This is a genomic window from Mycobacterium sp. VKM Ac-1816D (assembly GCF_000416385.1).
In the GTDB taxonomy this organism is placed as follows: Bacteria; Actinomycetota; Actinomycetes; order Mycobacteriales; family Mycobacteriaceae; genus Mycobacterium; species Mycobacterium neoaurum_A.
This window is the reverse complement of sequence record NZ_AOHQ01000138.1, coordinates 1-24,410: the sequence shown is the minus strand read 5'-3', so window position 1 is coordinate 24,410 and position 24,410 is coordinate 1. Positions and strand designations below refer to the sequence as shown.

Annotated in this window: 24 protein-coding genes; 22 read left to right on the top strand and 2 right to left on the bottom strand. The window is 66.9% G+C overall.

Features of this window, described 5'->3' with window-relative positions; all coding sequences use genetic code 11:
- Positions 1-38 precede the first annotated feature (38 nt).
- The 5 genes from lysA to rho all read left to right on the top strand — a co-directional run bounded on the left by lysA (position 39) and on the right by rho (position 6,991).
- Positions 39-1,373: a diaminopimelate decarboxylase gene (lysA, locus tag G154_RS16990; protein WP_081650047.1), complete on the top strand. Its 1,335-nt coding sequence runs from the start codon at positions 39-41 to the stop codon at positions 1,371-1,373.
- Positions 1,370-2,689 (top strand): homoserine dehydrogenase, encoded by a 1,320-nt coding sequence (locus G154_RS16985; RefSeq protein WP_019512460.1) that lies wholly within the window; start codon positions 1,370-1,372, stop codon positions 2,687-2,689. The genes lysA and G154_RS16985 overlap by 4 nt, the downstream gene beginning before the upstream one ends.
- On the top strand, positions 2,686-3,759 hold the full coding sequence (thrC, locus tag G154_RS16980; RefSeq protein ID WP_019512459.1) for a threonine synthase: 1,074 nt from the start codon (positions 2,686-2,688) through the stop codon (positions 3,757-3,759). Before G154_RS16985 ends, thrC begins: the two co-directional genes overlap by 4 nt.
- 16 nt (positions 3,760-3,775) lie before the next feature.
- Positions 3,776-4,708 carry a homoserine kinase gene (gene thrB / locus G154_RS16975; protein ID WP_019512458.1) on the top strand — a complete coding sequence of 311 codons (933 nt, stop codon included), beginning with the start codon at positions 3,776-3,778 and terminating at the stop codon, positions 4,706-4,708.
- Between the two features lie 300 nt (positions 4,709-5,008).
- Positions 5,009-6,991, top strand: coding sequence for a transcription termination factor Rho (gene rho / locus G154_RS16970; protein ID WP_023986097.1), 1,983 nt, complete (start codon positions 5,009-5,011; stop codon positions 6,989-6,991).
- A 65-nt stretch (positions 6,992-7,056) separates the two neighbouring features.
- Here the strand turns inward: rho and G154_RS16965 are convergent, their stop codons facing one another.
- Entirely contained in the window at positions 7,057-7,656 is a 600-nt protein-coding gene (locus G154_RS16965; RefSeq protein WP_019512456.1) for a TetR/AcrR family transcriptional regulator, read from the bottom strand.
- A 134-nt stretch (positions 7,657-7,790) separates the two neighbouring features.
- Here G154_RS16965 and fadD1 point away from each other — a divergent pair, with 134 nt between their 5' ends.
- From fadD1 to G154_RS16885, 16 genes are all read left to right on the top strand, one after another.
- Positions 7,791-9,368 (top strand): fatty-acid--CoA ligase FadD1, encoded by a 1,578-nt coding sequence (fadD1, locus tag G154_RS16960; protein WP_019512455.1) that lies wholly within the window; start codon positions 7,791-7,793, stop codon positions 9,366-9,368.
- A gap of 138 nt (positions 9,369-9,506) precedes the next feature.
- Positions 9,507-9,737: a 50S ribosomal protein L31 gene (rpmE, locus tag G154_RS16955; protein WP_019512454.1), complete on the top strand. Its 231-nt coding sequence runs from the start codon at positions 9,507-9,509 to the stop codon at positions 9,735-9,737.
- 91 nt (positions 9,738-9,828) lie between these two features.
- On the top strand, positions 9,829-10,884 hold the full coding sequence (gene prfA / locus G154_RS16950) for a peptide chain release factor 1 (protein WP_192817335.1): 1,056 nt from the start codon (positions 9,829-9,831) through the stop codon (positions 10,882-10,884).
- 4 nt (positions 10,885-10,888) lie between these two features.
- Positions 10,889-11,722: a peptide chain release factor N(5)-glutamine methyltransferase gene (prmC, locus tag G154_RS16945; protein ID WP_019512452.1), complete on the top strand. Its 834-nt coding sequence runs from the start codon at positions 10,889-10,891 to the stop codon at positions 11,720-11,722.
- 5 nt (positions 11,723-11,727) lie between these two features.
- Complete coding sequence (locus G154_RS16940; RefSeq protein WP_019512451.1) at positions 11,728-12,405, top strand: L-threonylcarbamoyladenylate synthase; 678 nt, start codon at positions 11,728-11,730, stop codon at positions 12,403-12,405.
- Positions 12,389-13,582, top strand: coding sequence for a glycosyltransferase family 4 protein (locus G154_RS16935; RefSeq protein WP_019512450.1), 1,194 nt, complete (start codon positions 12,389-12,391; stop codon positions 13,580-13,582). The genes G154_RS16940 and G154_RS16935 overlap by 17 nt, the downstream gene beginning before the upstream one ends.
- A 291-nt stretch (positions 13,583-13,873) precedes the next feature.
- Positions 13,874-14,329 carry an ATP synthase subunit I gene (locus G154_RS16930; RefSeq protein ID WP_023986096.1) on the top strand — a complete coding sequence of 152 codons (456 nt, stop codon included), beginning with the start codon at positions 13,874-13,876 and terminating at the stop codon, positions 14,327-14,329.
- 10 nt (positions 14,330-14,339) lie between these two features.
- On the top strand, positions 14,340-15,128 hold the full coding sequence (atpB, locus tag G154_RS16925; RefSeq protein ID WP_019512448.1) for a F0F1 ATP synthase subunit A: 789 nt from the start codon (positions 14,340-14,342) through the stop codon (positions 15,126-15,128).
- A gap of 69 nt (positions 15,129-15,197) precedes the next feature.
- Positions 15,198-15,461, top strand: coding sequence for a F0F1 ATP synthase subunit C (locus G154_RS16920; protein WP_019512447.1), 264 nt, complete (start codon positions 15,198-15,200; stop codon positions 15,459-15,461).
- 11 nt (positions 15,462-15,472) lie between these two features.
- A complete protein-coding gene (locus G154_RS16915; protein WP_019512446.1) occupies positions 15,473-15,970 on the top strand; it encodes a F0F1 ATP synthase subunit B in 498 nt (165 codons plus the stop codon).
- Between the two features lie 4 nt (positions 15,971-15,974).
- Positions 15,975-17,306, top strand: a complete 1,332-nt coding sequence (locus G154_RS16910) for a F0F1 ATP synthase subunit B/delta (protein ID WP_019512445.1) — start codon at positions 15,975-15,977, stop codon at positions 17,304-17,306.
- A 46-nt stretch (positions 17,307-17,352) separates the two neighbouring features.
- Positions 17,353-19,002, top strand: coding sequence for a F0F1 ATP synthase subunit alpha (atpA, locus tag G154_RS16905; RefSeq protein ID WP_019512444.1), 1,650 nt, complete (start codon positions 17,353-17,355; stop codon positions 19,000-19,002).
- A 7-nt stretch (positions 19,003-19,009) separates the two neighbouring features.
- Positions 19,010-19,939: a F0F1 ATP synthase subunit gamma gene (locus G154_RS16900; protein ID WP_019512443.1), complete on the top strand. Its 930-nt coding sequence runs from the start codon at positions 19,010-19,012 to the stop codon at positions 19,937-19,939.
- 31 nt (positions 19,940-19,970) lie between these two features.
- The gene (gene atpD, locus G154_RS16895; protein ID WP_019512442.1) at positions 19,971-21,401 is read left to right on the top strand and encodes a F0F1 ATP synthase subunit beta; all 1,431 of its coding nucleotides are present in this window, start codon (positions 19,971-19,973) and stop codon (positions 21,399-21,401) included.
- Between the two features lie 33 nt (positions 21,402-21,434).
- Complete coding sequence (locus tag G154_RS16890) at positions 21,435-21,800, top strand: F0F1 ATP synthase subunit epsilon (RefSeq protein WP_019512441.1); 366 nt, start codon at positions 21,435-21,437, stop codon at positions 21,798-21,800.
- A 12-nt stretch (positions 21,801-21,812) separates the two neighbouring features.
- Positions 21,813-22,244: a DUF2550 domain-containing protein gene (locus G154_RS16885; RefSeq protein ID WP_019512440.1), complete on the top strand. Its 432-nt coding sequence runs from the start codon at positions 21,813-21,815 to the stop codon at positions 22,242-22,244.
- Positions 22,245-22,257: 13 nt separating this feature from the next.
- Here the strand turns inward: G154_RS16885 and G154_RS16880 are convergent, their stop codons facing one another.
- On the bottom strand, positions 22,258-22,839 hold the full coding sequence (locus G154_RS16880) for a cob(I)yrinic acid a,c-diamide adenosyltransferase (protein ID WP_023986095.1): 582 nt from the start codon (positions 22,837-22,839) through the stop codon (positions 22,258-22,260).
- Positions 22,840-22,910: 71 nt separating this feature from the next.
- Here G154_RS16880 and murA point away from each other — a divergent pair, with 71 nt between their 5' ends.
- Complete coding sequence (murA, locus tag G154_RS16875; RefSeq protein ID WP_019512438.1) at positions 22,911-24,167, top strand: UDP-N-acetylglucosamine 1-carboxyvinyltransferase; 1,257 nt, start codon at positions 22,911-22,913, stop codon at positions 24,165-24,167.
- The last annotated feature ends 243 nt before the right edge of the window (positions 24,168-24,410 follow it).

Sequence of the window (24,410 nt, the reverse complement as noted above, 5' to 3'; positions counted from 1 at the left end):
CCGGTGCGCCACCCCGACCGCAGACCGCCGACGAGGTGATGCTGCTCGCCCCGAACGTCTGGCCGAAGAACCTGATTCGCGACGACCATGGCGTCGTCTCCGTCGCAGGGGTCAGCGTCGCCGAGTTGGCCGCCGAGTTCGGCACTCCGCTGTTCGTGATCGACGAGGACGACTTCCGGTCCCGCTGCCGCGAGATCGCCGCGGCCTTCGGAGGCGGCGAGCACGTGCACTACGCATCCAAGGCGTTCCTGTGCGCCGAGATCGCGCGCTGGGTGCACCAGGAAGGTCTGTCGCTGGACGTGGCCACCGGCGGCGAGCTCGCGGTGGCCCTGCACGCGGGCTTCCCGGCCGAGCGGATCACCGTGCACGGCAACAACAAATCGGTCGATGAACTGACCGCCGCGGTCGCCGCCGGTGTCGGGCACATCGTGGTGGACTCCGAGATCGAGATCGAACGCCTGGAAGCCGTCGCCGGTGCGGCCGGCGTGGTCCAGGATGTCCTCGTGCGTGTCACGCCCGGCGTCGAGGCCCACACCCACGAATTCATCTCCACCGCCCACGAGGACCAGAAGTTCGGGCTGTCACTTGCCAGTGGCGCCGCGCTGGAAGCGGTCCGCCGCGTCTTCGCCACCGAGAACCTGCGTCTGGTCGGTCTGCACTGTCACGTCGGATCGCAGATCTTCGATGTATCGGGTTTCGAGATCGCCGCGCGCCGGTTGCTCGGGCTGCTGCGCGATATCGTCGCGGAGTTCGGTGTCGAGAAGACCGCGCAGATGGACATCCTGGACCTCGGTGGGGGACTGGGTATCTCGTACCTGCCGAGCGACAATCCGCCACCGATGCAGGAACTCGCCGACAAGCTCAAGGCCATCGTCGCCAACGAATCGGCCGCCGTCGGCCTGCCGACCCCGACGCTGGTGGTCGAGCCGGGGCGCGCGATCGCCGGTCCCGGCACCGTCACGCTCTACGAGGTGGGCACGGTCAAGGATGTCGCCGTCTCGGCTGATGAGCACCGCCGTTACGTCAGCGTCGACGGCGGGATGAGCGACAACATCCGGCCTGCCCTCTACGACGCCGAATACGACGCCCGGCTGGTGTCGCGCACCAGCGACGCACCGGCGGTGCTGGCACGGATCGTCGGAAAGCACTGCGAGAGCGGCGATATCATCGTGCGCGATACCTGGGTATCCGAGGACCTGGTGCCCGGTGACCTGCTGGCAGTGGCCGCCACCGGCGCGTACTGCTACTCGATGTCGAGTCGCTACAACTTGCTGCGGCGCCCGGCCGTGGTCGCAGTCAAAGACGGAAGCGCACGGCTGATCCTGCGCCGGGAAACCGTCGAGGATCTTCTGAGCCTGGAGGTGGGTCAATGAGTGAGAAGCCAATCGGAGTAGCCGTTCTCGGACTCGGCAATGTCGGCACCGAGGTGGTGCGCATCATCGAGGAGAGCGCGGCAGATCTGGAGGCGCGCATCGGCGCGCCGCTGCAGCTGCGCGGGATCGGCGTCCGGCGGGTCGCGAATGACCGCGGGGTTCCCGAGGAACTTCTCACCGATGACATCGAAAAGCTGGTCTCCCGCGACGATGTCGACATCGTCGTCGAACTGATGGGCCCGGTCGAGCCCGCCCGCAAGGCCATCATGGCCGCCCTGGAGCGGGGCAAGTCGGTGGTCACCGCCAACAAGGCGCTGATGGCGCAGTCCACCGGTGAGTTGGCCCAGGCCGCCGAAAAGGCCCGCGTCGACCTCTATTTCGAGGCGGCCGTGGCCGGTGCCATCCCGGTCATCCGACCGCTGACCCAGTCCCTGGCCGGTGACTCGGTGGTGCGGGTGGCCGGAATCGTCAACGGCACCACCAACTACATACTCTCGGCGATGAACGACACCGGCGCGTCGTATGAGAGTGCGCTGGCCGATGCCAGCGCGCTGGGCTACGCCGAAGCCGACCCGACCGCCGATGTGGAGGGTTACGATGCCGCGGCCAAGGCCGCGATCCTGGCGTCGATCGCCTTCCATACCCGGGTGACCGCCGACGACGTCTACCGCGAGGGCATCACCAAGGTCAGCGCCGAGGATTTCGCCTCGGCCAAGGCTCTCGGCTGCAATATCAAGCTGCTGGCGATCTGTGAACGGCTGGTCAGCGGTAAAGGCAAGCACCGCGTCTCGGCGCGGGTCTACCCGGCGCTCGTCCCGCTGGATCATCCGCTGGCCTCGGTCAACGGCGCCTTCAATGCCGTGGTCGTCGAGGCGGAGGCCGCCGGCCGGCTGATGTTCTACGGCCAGGGTGCCGGCGGCGCCCCGACCGCGTCGGCGGTGATGGGCGATCTGGTGATGGCCGCGCGCAACCGCGTGCAGGGCGGCCGAGGGCCGCGGGAATCCAAATACGCCAAGCTGCCGATCGCCTCCATCGGCGCCATCCCGACGCGCTACTACGTGAACATGAACGTCAAGGATCAGCCCGGTGTGCTGTCGGCGGTGGCTGCCGAGTTCAGCAGGCACGAGGTCAGCATCGCCGAGGTGCGCCAGGAGGGCATGACCGATCCCGAGGGCGAACCCTGTGGCGCGCGCATCGTCGTCGTGACCCACCGGGCCACCGACGCCGCCCTGTCGGACACCGTCAAGGCACTCGCCGAGCTCGACGTGGTGCAGGACATCAACAGCGTGCTTCGCATGGAAGGTTCCGATTCGTGAGCAACCCCGTTCACCGCCCCTGGCCCGGCCTGATCGCCGCCTACCGGGATCGGCTCCCGATCGAGGACCACTGGACCCCGATCACCCTGCTGGAGGGCGGAACTCCGCTCATCCACGCCAAGCGCCTGTCCGAGCAGACCGGCTGCACGGTGCATCTGAAGGTCGAGGGGCTCAACCCCACCGGCTCCTTCAAGGACCGCGGTATGACGATGGCGGTCACCGACGCGCTGGCCCGCGGACAGCAGGCGGTGCTGTGTGCATCGACCGGTAACACCTCGGCCTCGGCCGCGGCCTACGCCGCTGTCGCCGGGATGACCTGTGCGGTGCTCATCCCGCAGGGCAAGATCGCGATGGGCAAGCTGGCCCAGGCAGTCATGCACGGCGCCAAGATCATTCAGGTCGAGGGCAACTTCGACGATTGCCTGGAGCTGGCCCGCAAGCTCACCGCCGATTACCCGACGATCGGGCTGGTCAACTCGGTCAACCCGGTCCGTATCGAGGGGCAGAAGACGGCCGCCTTCGAGATCGTCGACGCGCTGGGCACCGCACCTGATGTGCACTCGCTGCCGGTCGGCAACGCAGGCAACATCACCGCCTACTGGCGCGGCTACCGCGAATACCATCACGACGGAGTGTCTGATCGGTTGCCGCGCATGCTCGGAACGCAGGCGGCCGGTGCCGCGCCGCTGGTGTCCGGTGAGCCGGTCGCCAACCCGGAGACCATCGCGACGGCCATCCGCATCGGGTCGCCGGCGTCCTGGAACTCCGCGGTCGCCGCGCAGCAGGAGTCCGACGGTCGCTTCCTGGCCGCCACCGACGAGGAGATCCTGGCCGCCTATCGCCTGGTGGCGGCGGCCGAGGGTGTGTTCGTCGAGCCGGCGTCGGCGGCCAGCATCGCCGGTCTGCTCAAATCGATCGAGGACGGCTGGGTCAAGCCCGGCTCGACCGTGGTGTGCACGGTGACCGGCAACGGACTCAAAGATCCCGACACCGCGCTCAAGACCATGCCCGACGTCACCCCGATCCCGGTCGACCCCGCCGCCGTCGTCGCGGCGCTGGGCCTGGGCTGACAGGCGGCGATCTGACGTGTCCCACACCCTGCCCTCTGGACTGCGGGCCGGAGCAGTCGTCGCGGCGTCCAGTGCCAACCTGGGCCCGGGCTTCGACAGCCTGGGTCTCGCGCTGAGTCTGTATGACGAAATCGAAGTCGAGACAACCGATTCCGGGTTGGTCGTCGATGTCGAAGGACAGGGTGCCGGACAGGTGCCGCTGGATGCCGACCACCTGGTGGTGCGGGCGATCCGGCGCGGTCTGGATGCTGCCGGTCTGCACGCCGACGGGATGAAAGTGCTGTGCCGCAATGTCATTCCGCATTCGCGAGGGCTCGGCTCATCCGCAGCGGCAGTGGTCGGTGGTCTCGCTGTCGCCAACGGCTTTGCCGCCCAATCGGGTTCACCGGAGTTGACCCGCGACCAACTGGTGCAACTGTCCTCGGAGTTCGAAGGTCATCCGGACAACGCCGCGGCCGCCGTCCTCGGTGGGGCAGTGGTGTCGTGGACCGTCGACGGAAGTGATCCCGCCCGCTACGACGCCGCCCAATTGCAGCTGCACCCGGATATCCGACTGTTTCCGGCGGTGCCCGAAACCCGGTCCTCGACCGCGACCACCCGCGGTCTGCTGCCCGATGAGGTGAGCCATACCGACGCCCGGTTCAACGTGGCGCGGGCGGCGATGCTGGTGGTGGCACTCACCCAGCGACCGGACCTGCTGCTGGAGGCAACCGGTGACCGTCTGCACCAGACCCAGCGCGGTCCGGCGATGCCCGCCTCCGCGGAATACCTGGCCGTGCTGCGGCGTTGTGGGGTGGCAGCGGTGCTATCCGGTGCCGGACCTGCAGTGATCGCCCTGACCGATGGTCGCGATCTGCCGGCGGAAGCACTGGACTACGGCGCCGCCAACGGGTTCACCGTGACCGAGATGTCCGCCGGCGACGGCGTTCGGTGGAGTTCAGGGACGTAACGAGCGAGACAACACGCAAAGTGTCGCGTTTCTTGCAACCGCGCCTGATGCGGGTTATTCTCGCTTTTGTCCAGCAATCGCAGCATTTCTACCTGCGCCGACACTAGGACGACACCCAATCTTCTCGTGTTTCACTCGTGGACTCATGGTCTGCCGAACCTCGGCCGACCCTGACGATCGCCGTCGCGCACGTGGCGGTGGCGTTGCGAGAAACCACGCGCCCGGCCGCTTGGCTGAGCGCAGCTGACCTCCGGGGATCCCCTCGCGCAACGTCATATGCGGGGGAAAGAAAGGAAATCCGTGACTGATACGGACCTCATCACGGCAGCCGACAGTGGCAGTGCGCCCTCGGAAGCCGTGAACTCGACCAATGCCGCGCCGAGCGCAAGCGCCAGCCGCAGCCGTTCCGGGTCGCTGACGTCGATGCTGCTCCCAGACCTGCGGGCACTGGCCAGCGAAGTAGGTGTCAAGGGCACCTCGGGCATGCGCAAGAGCGATCTGATCGCCGCCATCAGGGAGCAGCGCGGCGAGTCCGCCGGCGCCAAGGCCGCACCCGCCGAGAAGGCGGAGAAGGCACCCAAGGCCGCTCCGGTGGAGCAGCCGACGCTCGATTCGGCCCCTGACCAGCCCGCCGCGGCGGACGCCGGCCAGGGCGGCGACGCCCCGCAGCAGAGCCCGCAGCGCCGTGAGCGCCGCAGCGCCGGCCGCCAGTCCGGTGCGCCGGACAACCGCCAAGACGGTGACGCCGGCGAAGCCAAGGACACCACGGACAAGGGTGGCGAGACCGACAACGCCAAGTCCGGTGGTAACCAGCAGGGCAACCGCAACGAGAACGCCAACCGCAGCGAGAACGCGAACCGCGACAACGCGAATCGGAACGACAACTCGGGTCGCAACGAGAACTCGAACCGCAACGACCGTAATGACAGCGGCGGGAACAACCAGAACGCCAACAATCAGAACGCCAACAATCAGAACAATGCCGACGATGACGACGGCCGCGGTGGCCGTCGCGGTCGGCGGTTCCGGGACCGCAGGCGGCGCGGCGAGCGCTCCGGTGGCGGCGAGGGCGGCGGTCAGGGCGGTGGCGGCGGCGAGCGCGATACCGAACTGCGCGAGGACGATGTCGTGCAGCCCGTGGCAGGCATCCTCGACGTGCTCGACAACTATGCGTTCGTCCGAACGTCGGGTTACCTGGCCGGCCCCAACGACGTGTACGTCTCCATGAACATGGTCCGCAAGAACGGCCTGCGCCGCGGTGACGCCGTCACCGGTGCGGTGCGCGTCGCCCGCGAGGGTGAGAGCAGCGGCGGTGGCAACAACCCGCGGCAGAAGTTCAACCCGCTGGTCCGGCTGGACACCGTCAACGGTGGACCGGTCGAGAATGCGAAAAACCGGCCCGATTTCACCAAGCTGACGCCGCTCTACCCCAATCAGCGGCTGCGCCTGGAGACCACTCCGGATCGCCTCACCACCCGCGTGATCGACCTGATCATGCCGATCGGCAAGGGGCAGCGCGCCCTGATCGTGTCGCCGCCCAAGGCCGGTAAGACCACGATCATGCAGGACATCGCCAACGCGATCACCACCAACAACCCGGAATGTCACCTCATGGTCGTGCTCGTCGACGAGCGCCCCGAAGAGGTCACCGACATGACGCGCTCGGTCAAGGGTGAGGTCATCGCCTCCACCTTCGATCGGCCGCCGTCAGATCACACCCAGGCCGCCGAGCTGGCCATCGAGCGGGCCAAGCGCCTGGTCGAGCAGGGCAAGGATGTCGTCGTCCTGCTGGACTCGATCACCCGTCTGGGACGTGCGTACAACAACGCCTCGCCCGCTTCGGGACGCATCCTCTCCGGTGGTGTCGATTCGACCGCGCTCTACCCGCCCAAGCGGTTCCTGGGTGCGGCCCGCAACATCGAGCACGGTGGTTCGTTGACGATCATCGCCACCGCGATGGTCGAGACCGGCTCCACCGGTGACACCGTGATCTTCGAGGAGTTCAAGGGCACCGGTAACGCCGAGCTCAAGCTCGATCGCAAGATCGCCGAGCGTCGGGTGTTCCCGGCCGTCGACGTCAACCCGTCGGGCACCCGCAAGGACGAGCTGCTGCTCGGCGCCGACGAATTCGCCGTCGTGCACAAGCTGCGCCGCGTGCTGTCCGGGCTGGACAGCCACCAGGCCATCGACCTGCTGATGAGCCAGCTGCGCAAGACCAAGACCAATTACGAGTTCCTGGTCCAGGTGTCCAAGACCACCCCGGGTGGCATGGACAACGACTGATCAGCCCCAACGATTTCGGCGCGGAAACGCTCGCTCAGCGAGCGTGACCGCGCCGAAGTCGTTTCTCAGACGTTCGGATCGGCCTTCAGCGCCGGAATGACGTACCGGCGGACGTGCACGAGCAGCTGCGCGGCGTCTTTCGGGTCCAAGGTGTCACCGGGAACGGTCGCCATCGAAATCACTACGCGCGCAACCCATTCCGAGGCTTCGTCGATCACCACGTCCGGATGGATCTCACCGGCTTCGCGGGCGGCCACCAGATAGCGCGACCAGAAGCCCGCTAGATCCGGCACCAGTCCCTGCACACCGGCCCCCGCACACGCCGCGAACTCCTCCGGTTCGGCGATCCGTAGCTTCATCAGCAGTGCGCCCGGATCGTCATAGGCGGTGCGGCCGTGCCGGATCCCCGCCACGATCTGTCGGTCCAGGCCCGTCACCGACGCGAGCACGGCGTGCGCCTGCGACCAGTACACCTCGTTGAGGCGCACGATCGCCGCGCCGAGCAACGTCACCTTGTCCGGGAAATGCCGGTACAGCCAGCCGCGGGACACCCCGGCGGTCTCGGCGACCTCCGAGACCGTGGTGGCCCGGATGCCCTTGGCGCGCAGACAGACCTCCGCCGCGTCGATCAGGCGGTCGCGAACGGTGGCCGTGGCGGTCGGCAAGGGTGGTCTCCTCGGATTCGGTTCTTCGAGCACGTGTTGTGCTGCATTCTGCCAACAAGCGCGTCGGTGCCGCGGGGGAGTCGACGATGGTAGACAGTTGAGGAAATCTGTTCACCGACGAGAGGTGTCTGCGCATGGCGGAGACGTTGCAGCAGCTGTTGCGCAGCAGGGCCGACGATGACGGCACCGCCGTCAAGCACGCGGACGCCACCATCAGCTGGCGCACGCACATCGAGGATGCCGCCCGCCAGGCTGCCGCCGTCATCGCCGTCGCCGACCCGAAGCGCCCGCTGCACGTCGCCGCGCTGCTGGGCAACGCCCCGCCCATGCTCACCGCGCTGGCCGCCGCCGGCCTGGGCGGATACGTGCTGTGCGGACTCAACACCACCCGCCGCGGTGCGGCGTTGGCCCGCGATATCGCCAAGGTCGACACCCAGATCCTGCTGACCGACGCCGACCACCGTGTGTTGCTCGAGGGTGTCGACCTGCCCGGGGTCACCGTCTACGACGTCACCGACGAACAGTGGGCGAAACGACTGGCCGCCGCCCCCGCCCTGCGTCCACATCGCGAGGTCGCCCCCGACGACACCTTCATGATGATCTTCACCTCGGGCACCAGCGGTGAGCCCAAGGCCGTCGAGGTGCCGCACTCGACCGTGTTGTTCGCCGGCGGCGCGCTGGTCCAACGCTACGGACTCGGCCCCGCCGACACCTGCTACCTGGCGATGCCGCTGTTCCACTCCAACGCCGTCTACGCGGGCTGGAGTGTGGCCGTCGGTGCCGGGGCCGCGATGGCACCCGCCACGTTCTCGGCATCGGCGTTCCTGCGCGACATCCGGCGCTACGGCGCCACCTACATGAACTACGTCGGAAAGCCGCTGGCCTACATCCTGGCGACCGCCGAGCAACCCGACGATGCGGACAACCCGCTGCGCATCGCCTTCGGCAACGAGGCCGCCGACCGTGATATCGAGGCGTTCGGACGACGTTTCGGATGCACGGTGTGGGACGGTTTCGGGTCGACCGAGACCGCCATCATCATCACCCGCCCCGAGGACACCCCGCCGGGATCGATCGGGCAGGGCTTTCCCGGCGTGGCGATCTACGACCCGGAGACCATGCAGGAATGCGCCGTCGCGCAGTTCGACACCGCCGGCAAACTCCTCAACGCCGACGCCGCCACCGGCGAATTGGTCAACACGACCGGCAGCGGACTGTTCCGCGGCTACTACAACGACCGGGCCGCGACCGACGAGCGCCTGCGGGGCGGCATCTACTGGTCGGGGGATCTGGCCTACCGGGACGCCGAGGGCTGGATCTACCTGGCCGGGCGAACCGCCGACTGGATGCGGGTGGACGGGGAGAACCTGACCACCGCCCCGATCGAGCGGATCCTGCTGCGGCTGCCGCAGGCCAACCGCGTCGCGGTGTACCCGGTGCCCGACGAGTATGTCGGCGATCAGGTGATGGCCGCCATCGTCCTGCAGGATGGCGCCGAGCTCACCCCGGACGACTTCGCCGAGTTCCTCGCCGCGCAGTCCGACCTGGCGACCAAGGCCCGCCCGCGCTATGTCTGGATCGCCGAGGACCTGCCGAGCACCGCGACCAACAAGATCCTCAAACGCGAGCTGGTGGCCCTCGGAGTCGAGCCGGCGGGCCGATTGATCTGGCGTCGCGAGGGCGCCACCTATGTGCCGATCGGCCGGGAATAGTTGCCGCTGGTCACGCGTTTTCGCAACTGGCGGTTGACCTGGCATAATGGACCGTCGACCCTCGGTTCCGGTTCACGCTCGAAGACTCCCAGGTCTGGGCTCGGGCGACCCGGCGGCCAACGATTGAAGAGGAAAACCATGAAATCGGGTATCCATCCCAACTATGCCGAGACCACCGTGGTCTGCGGTTGCGGTAACAGCTTCACCACCCGCAGCACCAAGGACAGCGGCCACATCGTGGTCGAGGTCTGCTCGCAGTGCCACCCGTTCTACACCGGCAAGCAGAAGATCCTCGACAGCGGCGGCCGCGTCGCCCGCTTCGAGAAGCGCTACGGCAAGCGCAACACGAAGGCCGCAGCCGAAAACTAGTTGTCCGATCGGCGCCCGTTCCTGTCCACGTGTCAGGCCGGGCGCCGATCTGCGTTTGCAGGGAGGTTTGCCGGTGACTGACACCGCGCCCATGATCGAGGCGTTGCTCGCCGAGCACGCCGACCTCGAGCGCCAACTCGCCGACCCTGCGCTGCACGCAGACGCCGGTGCCGCCCGCAAGGTCGGGCGCCGTTTCGCCCAGATCTCGCCGATCGTGTCGACCCATCGCAAGCTGGAGGCTGCCCGCGGCGACCTGGAGGCCGCCCGCGAGCTGGCCGGCGAGGACGAGACGTTCGCGGCCGAGGTGCCCGAACTGGAAAAGACCGTCGCCGACCTGGACGCCAAGCTGACCGACCTGCTGGCCCCGCGCGACCCGCACGACGCCGACGATGTCGTGCTCGAGGTGAAATCCGGTGAGGGCGGCGAGGAATCCGCGCTGTTCGCCGCCGACCTGGCCCGGATGTACATCCGCTACGCCGAACGCCACGGCTGGACGGTCACCTTGCTCGACGAGACCTGGTCAGACCTCGGCGGCTACAAGGACGCCACCATCACCATCGCCAGCAAGGGCGACTCGGCCGACGGTGTCTGGTCGCGGATGAAGTTCGAGGGCGGCGTGCACCGCGTGCAGCGGGTGCCCGTCACCGAATCGCAGGGCCGGGTCCACACCTCGGCCGCCGGCGTGCTCGTCTACCCCGAGCCCGAAGACGTCGAGGCCGTCCAGATCGACGAATCCGATCTGCGTATCGACGTCTACCGCAGCTCCGGTAAGGGCGGTCAGGGCGTCAACACCACCGACTCGGCGGTGCGCATCACCCACCTGCCCACCGGCATTGTGGTCACCTGCCAGAACGAGCGCAGCCAGCTGCAGAACAAGGCCCGCGCCATGGTCGTGCTGGCCGCGCGACTGCAGGCGCTGGCCGAAGAGCAGGCCTCGGCCGACGCCTCGGCCGACCGGGCCAGCCAGATCCGCACCGTCGACCGCAGCGAGCGGATCCGCACCTACAACTTCCCCGAGAACCGCATCGCCGACCACCGCATCAACTTCAAGTCCCACAACCTCGACCAGGTGCTCGACGGTGACATGGATGCGCTGCTCGACGCCCTGGCCGCCGCCGACAAGCAGGCCCGACTCCAGCAGGCGTGAACCGATGAGCGGACTGCGGCGGGAGATCTCCGACGGTGCCGCCATCCTGGCCGCCGCCGGGATCGACTCGGCGCGCGCCGACGCCGAACAGCTGGCCGCCCACATCGCCGGTGTGGACCGCGGGCTGCTCGCGTTCGTCGAGCCCGAACCCGACTTCGGACAGCGGTACCGGGCCCTTGTCGACCAGCGGGCGCGGCGCGTCCCGCTGCAACACCTGATCGGCACCGCGGCGTTCGGCCCGGTAACGCTGACGGTGGGTCCGGGGGTGTTCATCCCACGGCCCGAGACCGAGGCCCTGCTGGAATGGGCGCACACCGTGCCGGTGTCCGCCGGTGGCGTGATCGTCGATCTCTGCACCGGGTCGGCGGCATTGGCATTGGCGTTGGCCGCGCACCGTCCCGATGCCCGCGTCATCGCCGTGGAGCGCTCGGCGGAGGCGCTGCGCTATGCCCGGATGAACACCGAAGGATCCGGGGTGGAGCTGGTACATGCCGACGTGCGGCAGCCCGGTCTGCTCGCCGAACTCGACGGAACCGTCGAACTGATCGTCGCCAACCCGCCCTATATTCCCGACGGCGCCGTGCTGGAACCCGAAGTCGCCGAACATGATCCGCACCAAGCGCTGTTCGGTGGACCCGACGGGATGGATGTCATCGTGCCGATAGTCGGACTGGCCGCGCGGCTGCTGCGTCCCGGCGGCCGGGTCGGCGTCGAGCACGACGACACCACATCGGCGGCCACCGCCGACGTCTTCGCCGGACACGGGGCCTTCGACGGCATCGCGGCGCGCCGCGACCTGACCGGCCGTCCGCGTTTCGTGACCGCGGTGAGAAGCTGAACATCATGAGCGCAACCTTCGACTGCTCCGATCCCGACCAGCGGGCCAGCGGTCTGGCCTCGGCGATCAGCGCGGCCAAAGGCGGTCGACTGGTCGTGATGCCCACCGACACGGTCTACGGGATCGGTGCGGATGCCTTCGACAACGCCGCGGTGGGCGCCCTGCTGGCGGCCAAGAACCGGGGTCGCGATATGCCGGTCGGCGTGCTGGTCGGGTCCTGGCACACCATCGACGGTCTGGTCTACGCCGTGCCCCCCGCGGCGCGCGAGCTGATCCAGGCCTTCTGGCCGGGAGCCCTGAGCCTCGTCGTCCGGCACGCTCCGTCACTGCAATGGGATCTCGGCGACGCCAACGGCACCGTGATGCTGCGCATGCCGCTGCATCCGGTGGCCATCGATCTGCTGCGCGAGGTCGGACCGATGGCGGTGTCGAGCGCCAACGTCTCGGGATTCCCGGCCGCGCTCACCGCCACCGATGCCAAGGCACAACTGGCCGACCGGGTCGAGGTCTACCTGGATGCCGGGCCGTCCCCGCAGGGTGCCGCGTCGACCATCGTCGACGTGTCCGGGCCGGAGCCACGGGTGTTGCGCGAGGGCCCGGTCCCGGTCGCCGACATCGCCCGCGTGCTCGGTATCGACGCCGCCGCCCTCGCACCCGAGGACGCCGATGGTTCTGCTGGCTGACCGACTGCCGGCCGACGGACTGCTGGCGCTATCGGACCGCGGCGCCGGCGTACCCCTGCGCGAGCTCGCGCTGGTGGGGCTGACCGCGGCGATCATCACCTATTTCGCGACCGGATGGGCGCGGGTGCTGGCCACCCGGATCGGTGCGGTCGCCTACCCGCGCACGCGCGATGTCCACGTCCAGCCGACCCCGCGGATGGGCGGGCTCGCCATGTACATCGGGGTGGTGGCCGCGGTGTTGCTGGCCTCCCAACTGCCGGCGTTGAACCGGGGTTTCGTGTACTCCACCGGCATGCCTGCCGTCGTCGTCGCGGGCGGGCTCATCATGGTCGTCGGCCTGATCGACGACCGGTGGGGCCTCGATGCGCTGACCAAGTTCGCCGGTCAGATCACCGCGGCCAGTGTGCTGGTCACGATGGGCGTGGCCTGGAGCGTTCTCTACATCCCGTTCGGCGGTGTCGGCACGATCGTGCTCGACCAGGTCACCTCGATCCTGCTGACGCTGGCGTTGACGGTCTCGATCGTCAACGCGATGAACTTCGTCGACGGCCTGGACGGGTTGGCCGCCGGTCTCGGGCTGATCACCGCGCTGGCGATCTGCATCTTCTCGGTGGGGCTGCTGCGCGACCACGGCGGTGATGTGTTGTTCTACCCGCCGGCGATGATCTCGGTGGTGCTCGCCGGTGCCTGTCTGGGTTTTCTGCCGCACAACTTCCATCGCGCCAAGATCTTCATGGGCGACTCGGGCTCGATGCTCATCGGGCTCATGCTGGCCGCCGCGTCGACGACGGCAGCAGGCCCGATATCGCAGAATGCCTACGGCGCCCGCGACGTCTTCGCGTTGCTCTCGCCGTTCCTGCTCGTGGTCGCGGTGATGTTCGTGCCCGCGCTGGACATGTTGCTGGCCATCGTGCGCCGCACCCGGGCGGGCAAGAGCCCGTTCAGCCCCGACAAGATGCATCTGCACCACCGACTGCTACAGATCGGCCACTCGCATAGACGCGTGGTGTTGCTGATCTACATGTGGGTGGGCATCGTCGCCCTCGGCGCCGCCAGCACGATCTTCTTCGACCCGCGATACACCGGGGCGGTGATGCTGGCCGCGATCGTCGTCGCCGGGGTCGTCACCGTCATTCCGCTGCTCCGGGGCCGCAACGGTCCCATCGAGGAGCCGTGAACGCAGGTGTACGACGAAAAGTAGTAGGCCTGTATTTGTGCCTCCTACCTTGTGGTACCGTTCGCCTCATAACCCGAAAAACCTCGCGGGTTGCCGGCCCGGCCCATCGGTCGAACAGACCGATCGGTGCCGATACACGACCGACAAAGGGAGCTTCCCCTTGGGTGAGTTCAGCGAGCCTGCTGCCCTCCGATATTCTCGGCGGGCACGCACAGGGATTTTGCAGTTTTCAGTGTTTTTGACGGACCAGACGACCACGCCCCTCGACGCCGCGGGATTGAGGTGAACCAGGTGACGACACCAGCGCATGATGCGCCCTTGGTGTTCCCCTCAGTCGCTTTCCGTCCGGTGCGTCTGCTGGTGGTATGCGTCGCCCTCACCGCATTGGCCGTCGCCGCGGCAGGCTTCGTCGGCCACATCTTCTTCGGCGTCTTCTTCGGTATCGGTCTCGGTCTCGGTTTGCTCAACGCACTCATGGTGCGCCGGGCCGTCGAGTCGATCACGATGGAAGACCATCCGCTGAAGAAGAAGATGGCCGTAAACTCCGCCACGCGACTGTTGGTCATCACCGCGGTCGGGTTGGCAATCGCAATCTTTTTCAAGGGTCACGGCGGTATCGCCGTGCTGTTCGGGCTGGCGATCTTCCAGGCGTTGCTGGTGATGAGCACCAGCATCCCGGTACTGCGGAAGATCCGCGCCAACGGTTTGGACGTCGAAGACGTCCCTGCATCGGATTCGAAGGGCTGAGCGCACGGGCATGACTGAAACCATTCTCGCCGCCGAAGAGGGTGGCGCCGCCATCCACGTCGGACACCACGTCATGGTGTTCGAACTCTTCGGCATGACCTTCAACGGCGACACCATCATGGCGACCGCCATCACGGCGCTGATCATCATCGGGCTGGCGTTCTATCTGCGCTCCAAGGTCACCTCGACCGGTGTCCCCGGTGGCGTGCAGCTGTTCTGGGAGGCACTGACCATCCAGATGCGCCAGCAGATCGAGAGCTCGATCGGAATGAAGATCGCGCCGTTCGTCCTGCCGCTGGCCGTGACGTTGTTCGCGTTCATCCTCATCTCGAACTGGCTGGCGGTCTTCCCGTGGCAGTACGGCGGGTCCGACGGTGCCGCGGGCGAGATCTACAAGCCGCCTGCCTCGGATATCAACTTCGTGCTGGCACTGGCTCTGTTCGTGTTCCTGGCCTACCACGCGGCCGGTATCTGGCGTCGCGGCATCGTCGGTCACCCGGTGGCCGTCGTGAAGGGCCACGTGGCCTTCCTGGCGCCGATCAACATCGTCGAAGAGATCGCCAAGCCGATCTCGCTGGCCCTCCGTCTTTTCGGCAACATCTTCGCCGGCGGCATCCTGGTCGGCCTGATCGCGATGTTCCCCTGGTACATCCAGTGGGCGCCCAACGCCATCTGGAAGACCTTCGACCTGTTCGTCGGCCTCATCCAGGCGTTCATCTTCAGCCTGCTGACCATTCTGTACTTCAGCCAGGCGATGGAAGTTCACGACGATCACGACTCCAAAGAGCACGCGCACTAACACGACCCGCACGACCCGAATGAAGCAGTCCTGGTGGCACCGCCGCCAGTTACAAGGAGGAAGAAAGTAATGGAACTCGATCCCAACGCCATCATCACTGCTGGCGCTCTGATCGGTGGCGGTCTGATCATGGGTGGCGGTGCCATCGGCGCCGGTATCGGTGACGGTATCGCCGGTAACGCGCTGATCTCGGGCATCGCCCGCCAGCCCGAGGCCCAGGGCCGGCTGTTCACGCCGTTCTTCATCACCGTCGGTCTGGTCGAGGCCGCGTACTTCATCAACCTGGCCTTCATGGCGCTGTTCGTCTTCGCCACGCCCGGCCTCCAGGGTTAAGAACCTGCCACATGGGTGAAGTCACCACGACCATTCTCGCGGCCGAAGAGGGCGGGGGGACCAGTAACTTCCTGCTCCCCAACGGCACCTTCTTCGCAGTGCTGCTCATCTTCCTGATCACGCTCGGCGTGATCTGGAAGTGGGTGGTGCCGCCGATCAGCAAGGTGTTGGCCGAGCGCGAGGCCATGCTGGCCAAGACCGCGGCCGACAGTCGCAAATCCGCCGAACAGGTGGCTGCTGCGCAGGCCGACTACCAGGAGGCGATGGCCGGCGCACGCGCCGAGGCATCGGCTCTGCGTGACGAGGCGCGCAACGAGGGCCGCCAGGTCGTCGACGCCAAGCGCGCCGAGGCCAGCGGAGAGGTCGCCGAGACGGTACGCCAGGCCAATGAGCAACTGTCCCAACAGGGCACCGCTGCTCAAGCCGAGTTGTCCTCGTCAGTGGATGGCCTTTCGGCCACCCTGGCCAGCCGCATCCTCGGCGTCGACGTGAATTCGGGACGGAAATAGGTAGATGTCGATATTCATCGGACAGCTGATCGGCTTTGCCGTCATCGTGTTCATCATCAGCAAATGGGTGGTTCCCCTGATCAAGGGGCTGATGGTCAAGCAGCAGGAGGCCATCCGCGTCGCCCTTGCCGAAAGTGCCGAGGCGGCAAAGAAGCTCGCTGATGCCGATGCGATGCACGCCAAGGCGCTCGCCGACGCCGCCGCTGAGTCCAGCCACGTCACCGACGAGGCACGCCACGACTCCGAGCGGATCAAGGCGCAGCTGGCCGAACAGGCCGTCCAGGATGCCGAGCGCATCAAGGCCCAGGGCGGCCAGCAGGTGCACTTGTTGCGCCAGCAGGTCGTCCGCGAGCTGCGGATGGGTCTCGGTGAGGAAGCCGTGACCAAGGCAGCCGAACTGGTTCGCGCCCATGTCGCCGACCCGGCCGCGCAGGCAGCCACGGTCGACCGCTTCCTCGACGATCTCGACCAGATGGCTCCCTCGGAAGCCAACTTCGAGACCGGCGTGACGGTGGGTCTGCGGGCCGCCAGCCGTGCGGCCCTGGCCGAGCTGGTCTCCGAATTCGATTCGGTGGCAAGCGGTCTGGATGCCAACGGTCTGACAACACTGGCCGATGATCTGACCGCGGTCGCCAAGTTGCTGCTCGGCGAGTCGACGTTGAAGAAGCATCTGGCCGAACCGACCGACAACCCGACGGCCAAGCTGGCACTCGCCGACAGGCTGCTGGCCGGCAAGATCGGCGACCCGGCTCTCAAGCTCGTCCGCACCGCAGTCGCACAGCGCTGGTCCACCGAGGCCAACCTGATCGACGGTATCGAGCACACCGCTCGGCTGGCCCTGCTCCAGCGCGCCGGCGTCGCCGGTGAGGTCGACGAGGTCGAGGATCACCTGTTCCGCTTCGGTCGCGTCCTGGACACCGAGCCGCGCCTGAGCGCGCTGCTCAGCGATTACACGGCTCCTGCCGACGGTCGAGTCGCGCTGTTGGACAAGGTCGTCGGAGACGCGACCAACTCCACCGCGGCTGCGCTGCTGGCGCAGACGGTCACCCTGCTGCGTGGTGAGCGTGCCGACGAGGCCGTCATCGACCTCGCCGAGCTGGCAGTCGCCCGTCGCGGTGAGATCGTCGCTCATGTCAGTGCCGCGGCGGACCTGACCGATGCCCAGCAGGAACGGCTCACGTCCGTGCTGACCCGCATCTACGGACATCCGGTGTCCGTGCAACTGCATGTCGATCCGGAACTGCTCGGTGGTCTCTCGATCACCGTCGGTGACGAGGTGATCGACGGTTCCATCGCGTCCCGCTTGGCTGCAGCGCAGACCCAGCTGCCGGACTGATCCAGAAGACTTATCACCCAGATCAAAGGTAGGAAGACGAAAAACCATGGCAGAGTTGACAATCTCCGCTTCTGATATCGAAGGTGCCATCGAGGGCTACGTATCCTCGTTTTCCGCCGACACCGAGCGGGAAGAGGTCGGCACCGTCGTCGATGCCGGTGACGGCATCGCCCACGTCGAGGGCCTGCCCTCGGTCATGACCCAGGAATTGCTCGAGTTCGAGGGCGGCGTGCTGGGCGTGGCGCTCAACCTCGACGAGCACAGCGTCGGCGCCGTGATCCTGGGCGAGTTCAACAAGATCGAAGAGGGTCAGCAGGTCAAGCGGACCGGCGAGGTCCTCTCGGTGCCCGTCGGCGACGCCTTCCTCGGCCGCGTGGTCAACCCGCTCGGCCAGCCGATCGACGGCCAGGGCGATATCGCCTCGGACACCCGTCGCGAACTGGAACTTCAGGCCCCCTCGGTGGTTCAGCGCCAGGGTGTCGGCGAGCCGCTGCAGACCGGTATCAAGGCCATCGACGCCATGACCCCGATCGGTCGCGGCCAGCGTCAGCTGATCATCGGCGACCGCAAGACCGGTAAGACCGCGGTCTGCGTCGACACCATCCTGAACCAGCGTCAGGCGTGGGAGACCGGTGACCCGAACCAGCAGGTGCGTTGCGTGTACGTCGCGATCGGCCAGAAGGGCACCACGATCGCCTCGGTCAAGCGTGCGCTGGAAGACGGCGGCGCGATGGAGTACACCACCATCGTCGCGGCCCCGGCGTCCGACCCCGCCGGCTTCAAATGGCTTGCCCCCTACACCGGTTCGGCCATCGGCCAGCACTGGATGTACGACGGCAAGCACGTCCTGATCGTTTTCGACGATCTGTCCAAGCAGGCCGACGCCTACCGCGCCATCTCGCTGCTGCTGCGTCGCCCGCCGGGCCGCGAGGCATTCCCCGGTGACGTGTTCTACCTGCACTCTCGCCTGCTGGAGCGTTGCGCCAAGCTGTCCGATGAGCTCGGTGGTGGTTCGATGACCGGGCTGCCGATCATCGAGACCAAGGCCAACGACATCTCGGCGTTCATCCCGACCAACGTCATCTCGATCACCGACGGTCAGTGCTTCCTGGAGTCCGACCTGTTCAACCAGGGCGTGCGACCGGCCGTCAACGTCGGTGTGTCGGTCTCCCGCGTCGGTGGCGCCGCGCAGATCAAGGCGATGAAAGAGGTTGCGGGTTCGCTGCGTCTGGACCTGTCGCAGTACCGCGAGCTGGAGGCCTTCGCGGCCTTCGCCTCCGATCTGGATGCGGCCTCCAAGGCGCAGCTGGACCGCGGTGTGCGCCTGGTCGAGCTGCTCAAGCAGCCCCAGTACAGCCCGCTGGCCGTCGAGGACCAGGTTGTCGCCATCTTCCTCGGTACTCAGGGCCACCTCGATTCGGTTCCCGCTGAGGACGTTTCGCGCTTCGTCGACGAGCTGCTCGAGCACGTGAAGGCCAGCCACTCCGACATCCTCGACGGCATTCGGGAGACCAAGAAGCTCTCCGAGGAGGCCGAGCAGAAGCTGGTCAACGTCATCAACGACTTCAAGAAGGGCTTCTCGGCGAGCGACGGTAGCTCCGTCGTCGTCAACGAGGCCGACTCCGAAGCTCTGGATCCCGAGGACCTGGAGAAGGAATCGGTCAAGGTCCGTAAGCCTGCTCCCAAGAAGGCCTAGGTAACCAATGGCAGCCACACTGCGCGAGCTACGCGGACGTATCAAATCCGCTTCGTCGATCAAGAAGATCACGAAGGCCCAGGAACTGATCGCCACGTCGCGGATCGCCAAGGCGCAGGCCCGGGTCGACGCGGCCCGGCCCTACAGCACCGAGATCACCAACATGCTCACCGAGCTGGCCAGTGCCAGCGCGCTGGACCACCCGTTGCTCGTGCCGCGGGACAACCCGAAGCGGGCCGCCGTGTTGGTGGTGTCCTCGGATCGCGGTCTGTGCGGTGGGTACAACGCCAACGTGCTGCGTCGCGCCGAAGAACTGTTCTCGCTGCTGCGCGACGAGGGCAAGGATCCGGTGCTCTACGTCATCGGGCGGAAGGCGCTGGGTTACTACAACTTCCGCCAGCGCAATGTCGCCGAGTCCTGGACCGGCTTCTCCGAGCGTCCGACCTATGAGCACGCCAAGGAGATCGCCGACACCCTGGTGACGGCGTTCATGTCGGGCGCCGACGATGACGAGGACGGCGCCGGCGCTGACGGTGTTCTCGGCGTCGACGAGATTCACATCGTGTCGACCGAGTTCCGCTCGATGCTGTCGCAGACCGCGGTGGCACTGCGGGTCGCCCCGATGGTCGTCGAGTACGTGGGGGACGAGGAGCCCGAGGACGGCCCGCGCACGCTGTTCTCCTTCGAACCGAACGCCGAGACGCTGTTCGACGCCCTGCTGCCGCGCTACATCGCCACCCGCGTGTACGCCGCATTGCTGGAGGCGGCTGCCTCGGAGTCGGCCTCGCGCCGGCGCGCCATGAAGTCGGCCACCGACAACGCCGACGATCTGATCAAGGCACTCACGCTGGCGGCCAACCGCGAGCGTCAGGCGCAGATCACCCAGGAAATCAGCGAGATCGTCGGTGGCGCCAACGCGCTGGCCGACGCCAAATAGGCCGACGTAAGAGCGAAAGCGAAGAAGAGATATGACTGCCGTAGAGACCAAGACCACGACGGGTCGCGTTGTCCGCATCACGGGCCCCGTGGTCGACGTCGAGTTCCCGCGTGGCGCCGTGCCCGGACTGCTCAACGCCCTGCACGCCGAGATCACCTTCGGCGCGCTGGCCAAGACCCTGACCCTCGAGGTCGCCCAGCATCTCGGCGAGAGCCTGGTCCGCTGCATCTCCATGCAGCCCACCGACGGCCTGGTCCGTGGCCAGGAAGTCACCGACACCGGTGCGTCGATCTCGGTGCCCGTCGGCGACGGCGTCAAGGGCCATGTGTTCAACGCCCTCGGCGACTGCCTCGATGAGCCGGGCTACGGCAAGGACTTCGAGCACTGGTCCATCCACCGCAAGCCGCCGGCCTTCGCCGACCTGGAGCCCCGCACCGAGATGCTGGAAACCGGTCTGAAGGTCGTCGACCTGCTCACGCCGTACGTGCGTGGTGGAAAGATCGCCCTGTTCGGTGGCGCCGGCGTCGGCAAGACCGTTCTGATCCAGGAGATGATCAACCGCATCGCCCGTAACTTCGGTGGCACCTCGGTGTTCGCCGGCGTGGGGGAGCGCACCCGTGAGGGTAACGACCTGTGGGTCGAGCTCGCGGACGCCAACGTGCTCAAGGACACCGCCTTGGTGTTCGGCCAGATGGACGAGCCGCCGGGCACCCGTATGCGCGTCGCCCTGTCCGCGCTGACCATGGCGGAGTTCTTCCGCGATGAGCAGGGCCAGGACGTGCTGCTGTTCATCGACAACATCTTCCGGTTCACCCAGGCCGGTTCCGAGGTCTCGACCCTGCTGGGTCGTATGCCTTCGGCCGTGGGTTACCAGCCGACGCTGGCCGACGAGATGGGCGAGCTGCAGGAGCGCATCACCTCGACCCGTGGTCGCTCAATCACCTCGATGCAGGCCGTGTACGTGCCCGCCGACGACTACACCGACCCGGCGCCGGCCACCACGTTCGCCCACCTCGATGCCACCACCGAGCTCTCGCGTGCGGTGTTCTCCAAGGGCATCTTCCCCGCGGTGGATCCGCTGGCATCGTCTTCGACGATCCTGCACCCCAGCGTGGTCGGCGACGAGCACTACCGCGTCGCCCAGGAAGTCATCCGGATCCTGCAGCGCTACAAGGATCTCCAGGACATCATCGCCATCCTCGGTATCGATGAGCTGTCCGAAGAGGACAAGGTGCTGGTGTACCGCGCCCGTAAGATCGAGCGCTTCCTGAGCCAGAACATGATGGCGGCCGAGCAGTTCACCGGTCAGCCGGGTTCGACCGTTCCGCTCAAGGAGACCATCGAGGCCTTCGACAAGCTGGCCAAGGGCGAGTTCGATCACCTGCCCGAGCAGGCGTTCTTCCTCATCGGTGGTCTCGACGACCTGGCGAAGAAGGCAGAGTCGCTCGGCGCCAAGCTGTGATGCAGGTACGGCTGATCCGAAAGGTGGTGTCCAATGGCTGAACTTGACGTCGAGATCGTCGCCGTCGAGCGCAAGCTGTGGTCCGGCAAGGCGACGTTCGTCTTCACCCGCACCACCGCGGGCGAGATCGGCATCCTGCCGCGGCATATTCCGCTGGTGGCTCAGCTCGTCGACGACGCGATGGTGCGCGTTGAGCGTGAGGGCGAGGATGACCTGCGGATCGCGGTCGACGGCGGATTCCTGTCGGTGACCGAGGGCGGGGTCAGCCTGCTGGTGGAGAACGCCCAGTTCGAGTCGGAGGTCGACGCCGACGCCGCCAAGCGGGATTCCGAATCCGACGACGAAGCCACCGCGGCGTGGGGCCGTGCCCGGCTACGCGCCGTCGGCCAGATCGACTAGTAGGCAACGCCGATGAGCGCGTCCATGTTGTTCATGGTCGCGCTCGTCGGCGTTTTGCTGCTTGCCGTCGCCGCGCTGGGATATCGGCTGTGGAAGCTGCGCCAGGTGGGCGGCACCGCCGCAATCCTTCGGGACTTCCCTGCCGATGGCGGCCACGGTTGGCGCCACGGGGTGCTGCGCTACCGGGAGGCCGAGGCCGAGTTCTATCGACTCTCGAGTGCCCGCTGGTGGCCGGACCGGCGGCTGAGCCGGCTGGGCCTGGAAGTGGTCTCCCGCCGAGCCCCTCGTGGCGACGAGTTCGACATCATGAGCGACGAGATCGCGGTGCTGCAGCTGCGTGACAGCGACCGCAGTTTCGAGATCGCGCTGGATCGCGGAGCGCTGACCGCGTTCACCTCGTGGCTGGAGTCACGACCGTCGCCACGCGCGCGGCGCCGGAACTGAGCTGAGCGCGCCGTCACGGCCGGGTGCGTTGACCGCCCGGCTGCCACTTGACGTCGCCGGCCGGATTGGCCACCCGCGACAGGATGAACAGCAGGTCGGATAGCCGGTTGAGGTACTTCGCCGGCAAGACGTTGACCGAATCGCCATGCTCGTCGACCGCACGCCAGGCAGCCCGCTCGGCCCGACGAGTCACCGTCCGCGCCACGTGCAGCAGTGCGGACAGCGGTGTTCCGCCGGGCAGGATGAACGAGTCCAGGTTCGGCAGGCCCTCGTTGAATTCGTCGCACCAGCCCTCGAGGCGGTCGATGTAGTCCTGGCGCACCCGCAGCGGGGGATATTCCGGATCCTCGACGACAGGCGTGGAGAGGTCCGCGCCGGCGTCGAACAGGTCATTCTGAATCTGCAGCAGGACGTCCCGGATGCGGTCGTCCGGATCGCCCATCGACACGGCGACACCGATCGCCGCGTTGGCCTCGTCACAGTCGGCGTAGGCCTCCAGCCGGGCGTCGTTCTTCGACACGCGGCTGAAATCACTCAACCCGGTGGTGCCGTCGTCTCCGGTCCGGGTGTAGATGCGGGTGAGGTGCACAGCCATGGCTAAACGGTACCGGCCGGTCATGGCCGCAGCGTTCTGAAACTGGGTCACCATCTGCTTACACTGACCGCGTGAGCGATCGTTTCGTGGTGACGGGCGGAAGCCGGTTATCTGGCGAGGTCGCCGTCGGGGGAGCAAAGAACAGTGTCCTGAAACTGATGGCGGCCGCGTTGTTGGCCGAGGGCACCAGCACGATCACCAACTGTCCGGACATCCTGGATGTGCCGTTGATGGCGGAGGTGCTCAGGGGACTGGGCGCCACCGTGGAGTTGGACGGTTCGACCGTGCGGATCACCTCACCCGATGAGGTCAAGTACGATGCCGACTTCGCGGCGGTGCGGCAGTTCCGTGCGTCGGTCTGTGTGCTCGGACCGCTGGTGGGGCGGGCCCGGCGGGCCAAGGTCGCCCTCCCCGGTGGCGACGCCATCGGATCACGGCCCCTGGACATGCACCAGGCCGGCCTGCGTCAACTGGGTGCCAGGTGCAATATCGAGCACGGCTGCGTCGTCGCCGAAGCCGACCATCTCCGGGGAGCCGAGATACAGCTCGAGTTCCCCTCGGTGGGGGCGACCGAGAACATCTTGATGGCCGCGGTGCTCGCCGAGGGCGTGACCACCATCCACAACGCGGCGCGCGAACCCGATATCGCCGATATCTGCATGATGCTCAACCAGATGGGGGCGCAGGTCTCCGGTGCGGGGTCGTCGACCTTGACGATCACCGGGGTGGACCGGCTCTATCCGACCGAACATCGCGTGATCGGCGATCGCATCGTCGCCGCCACGTGGGGGATTGCCGCGGCGATGACCCGGGGGGACATCTCGGTGACGGGGGTCGATCCCGCGCACCTGCAGCTGGTGTTGCACAAGCTGCACGATGCGGGGGCGACGGTCACGCAGAACGACAACGGCTTCCGGGTCGTGCAGTACGAACGGCCGAAGGCGGTCAATGTGGCGACATTGCCGTTCCCAGGCTTTCCGACCGATCTGCAGCCGATGGCGATCGGGCTGGCGTGTATCGCCGACGGCACCTCGATGATCACCGAGAACGTGTTCGAGGCGCGGTTCCGTTTCGTGGAGGAGATGATCCGGCTCGGGGCCGACGCGCGGACCGACGGCCACCATGCGGTGGTGCGGGGGATCCCGCAGTTGTCCAGCGCCCCGGTCTGGGCATCGGATATCCGGGCGGGAGCCGGATTGGTTCTCGCCGGCCTCGTTGCCGACGGCGAGACCGAGGTGCACGACGTCTATCACATCGATCGCGGGTATCCGATGTTCGTCGAAAACCTGGTCAGCTTGGGCGCCGGGATCGAGCGCGTACACTCGTAAGAGACCGGTCAAGCGCGACATTATGGCTCTGACCAGCGGATTTGACTTCCGAAGGCACAAAGTTCTAATCTTTTGAAGTCGCCGCGGAGACGCGAGACAGAGAAGCTTGACTCGCCAGACAAGATAGTTTAAGCTGGCAGGGTTGCCCCGAAACGGATGGCTTCGATACAATCTGGTCTGTTGTTTGAGAACTCAATAGTGTGTTTGGTGGTTTTTGTTTGTTGTTTTTTGCCATCTTGGTGG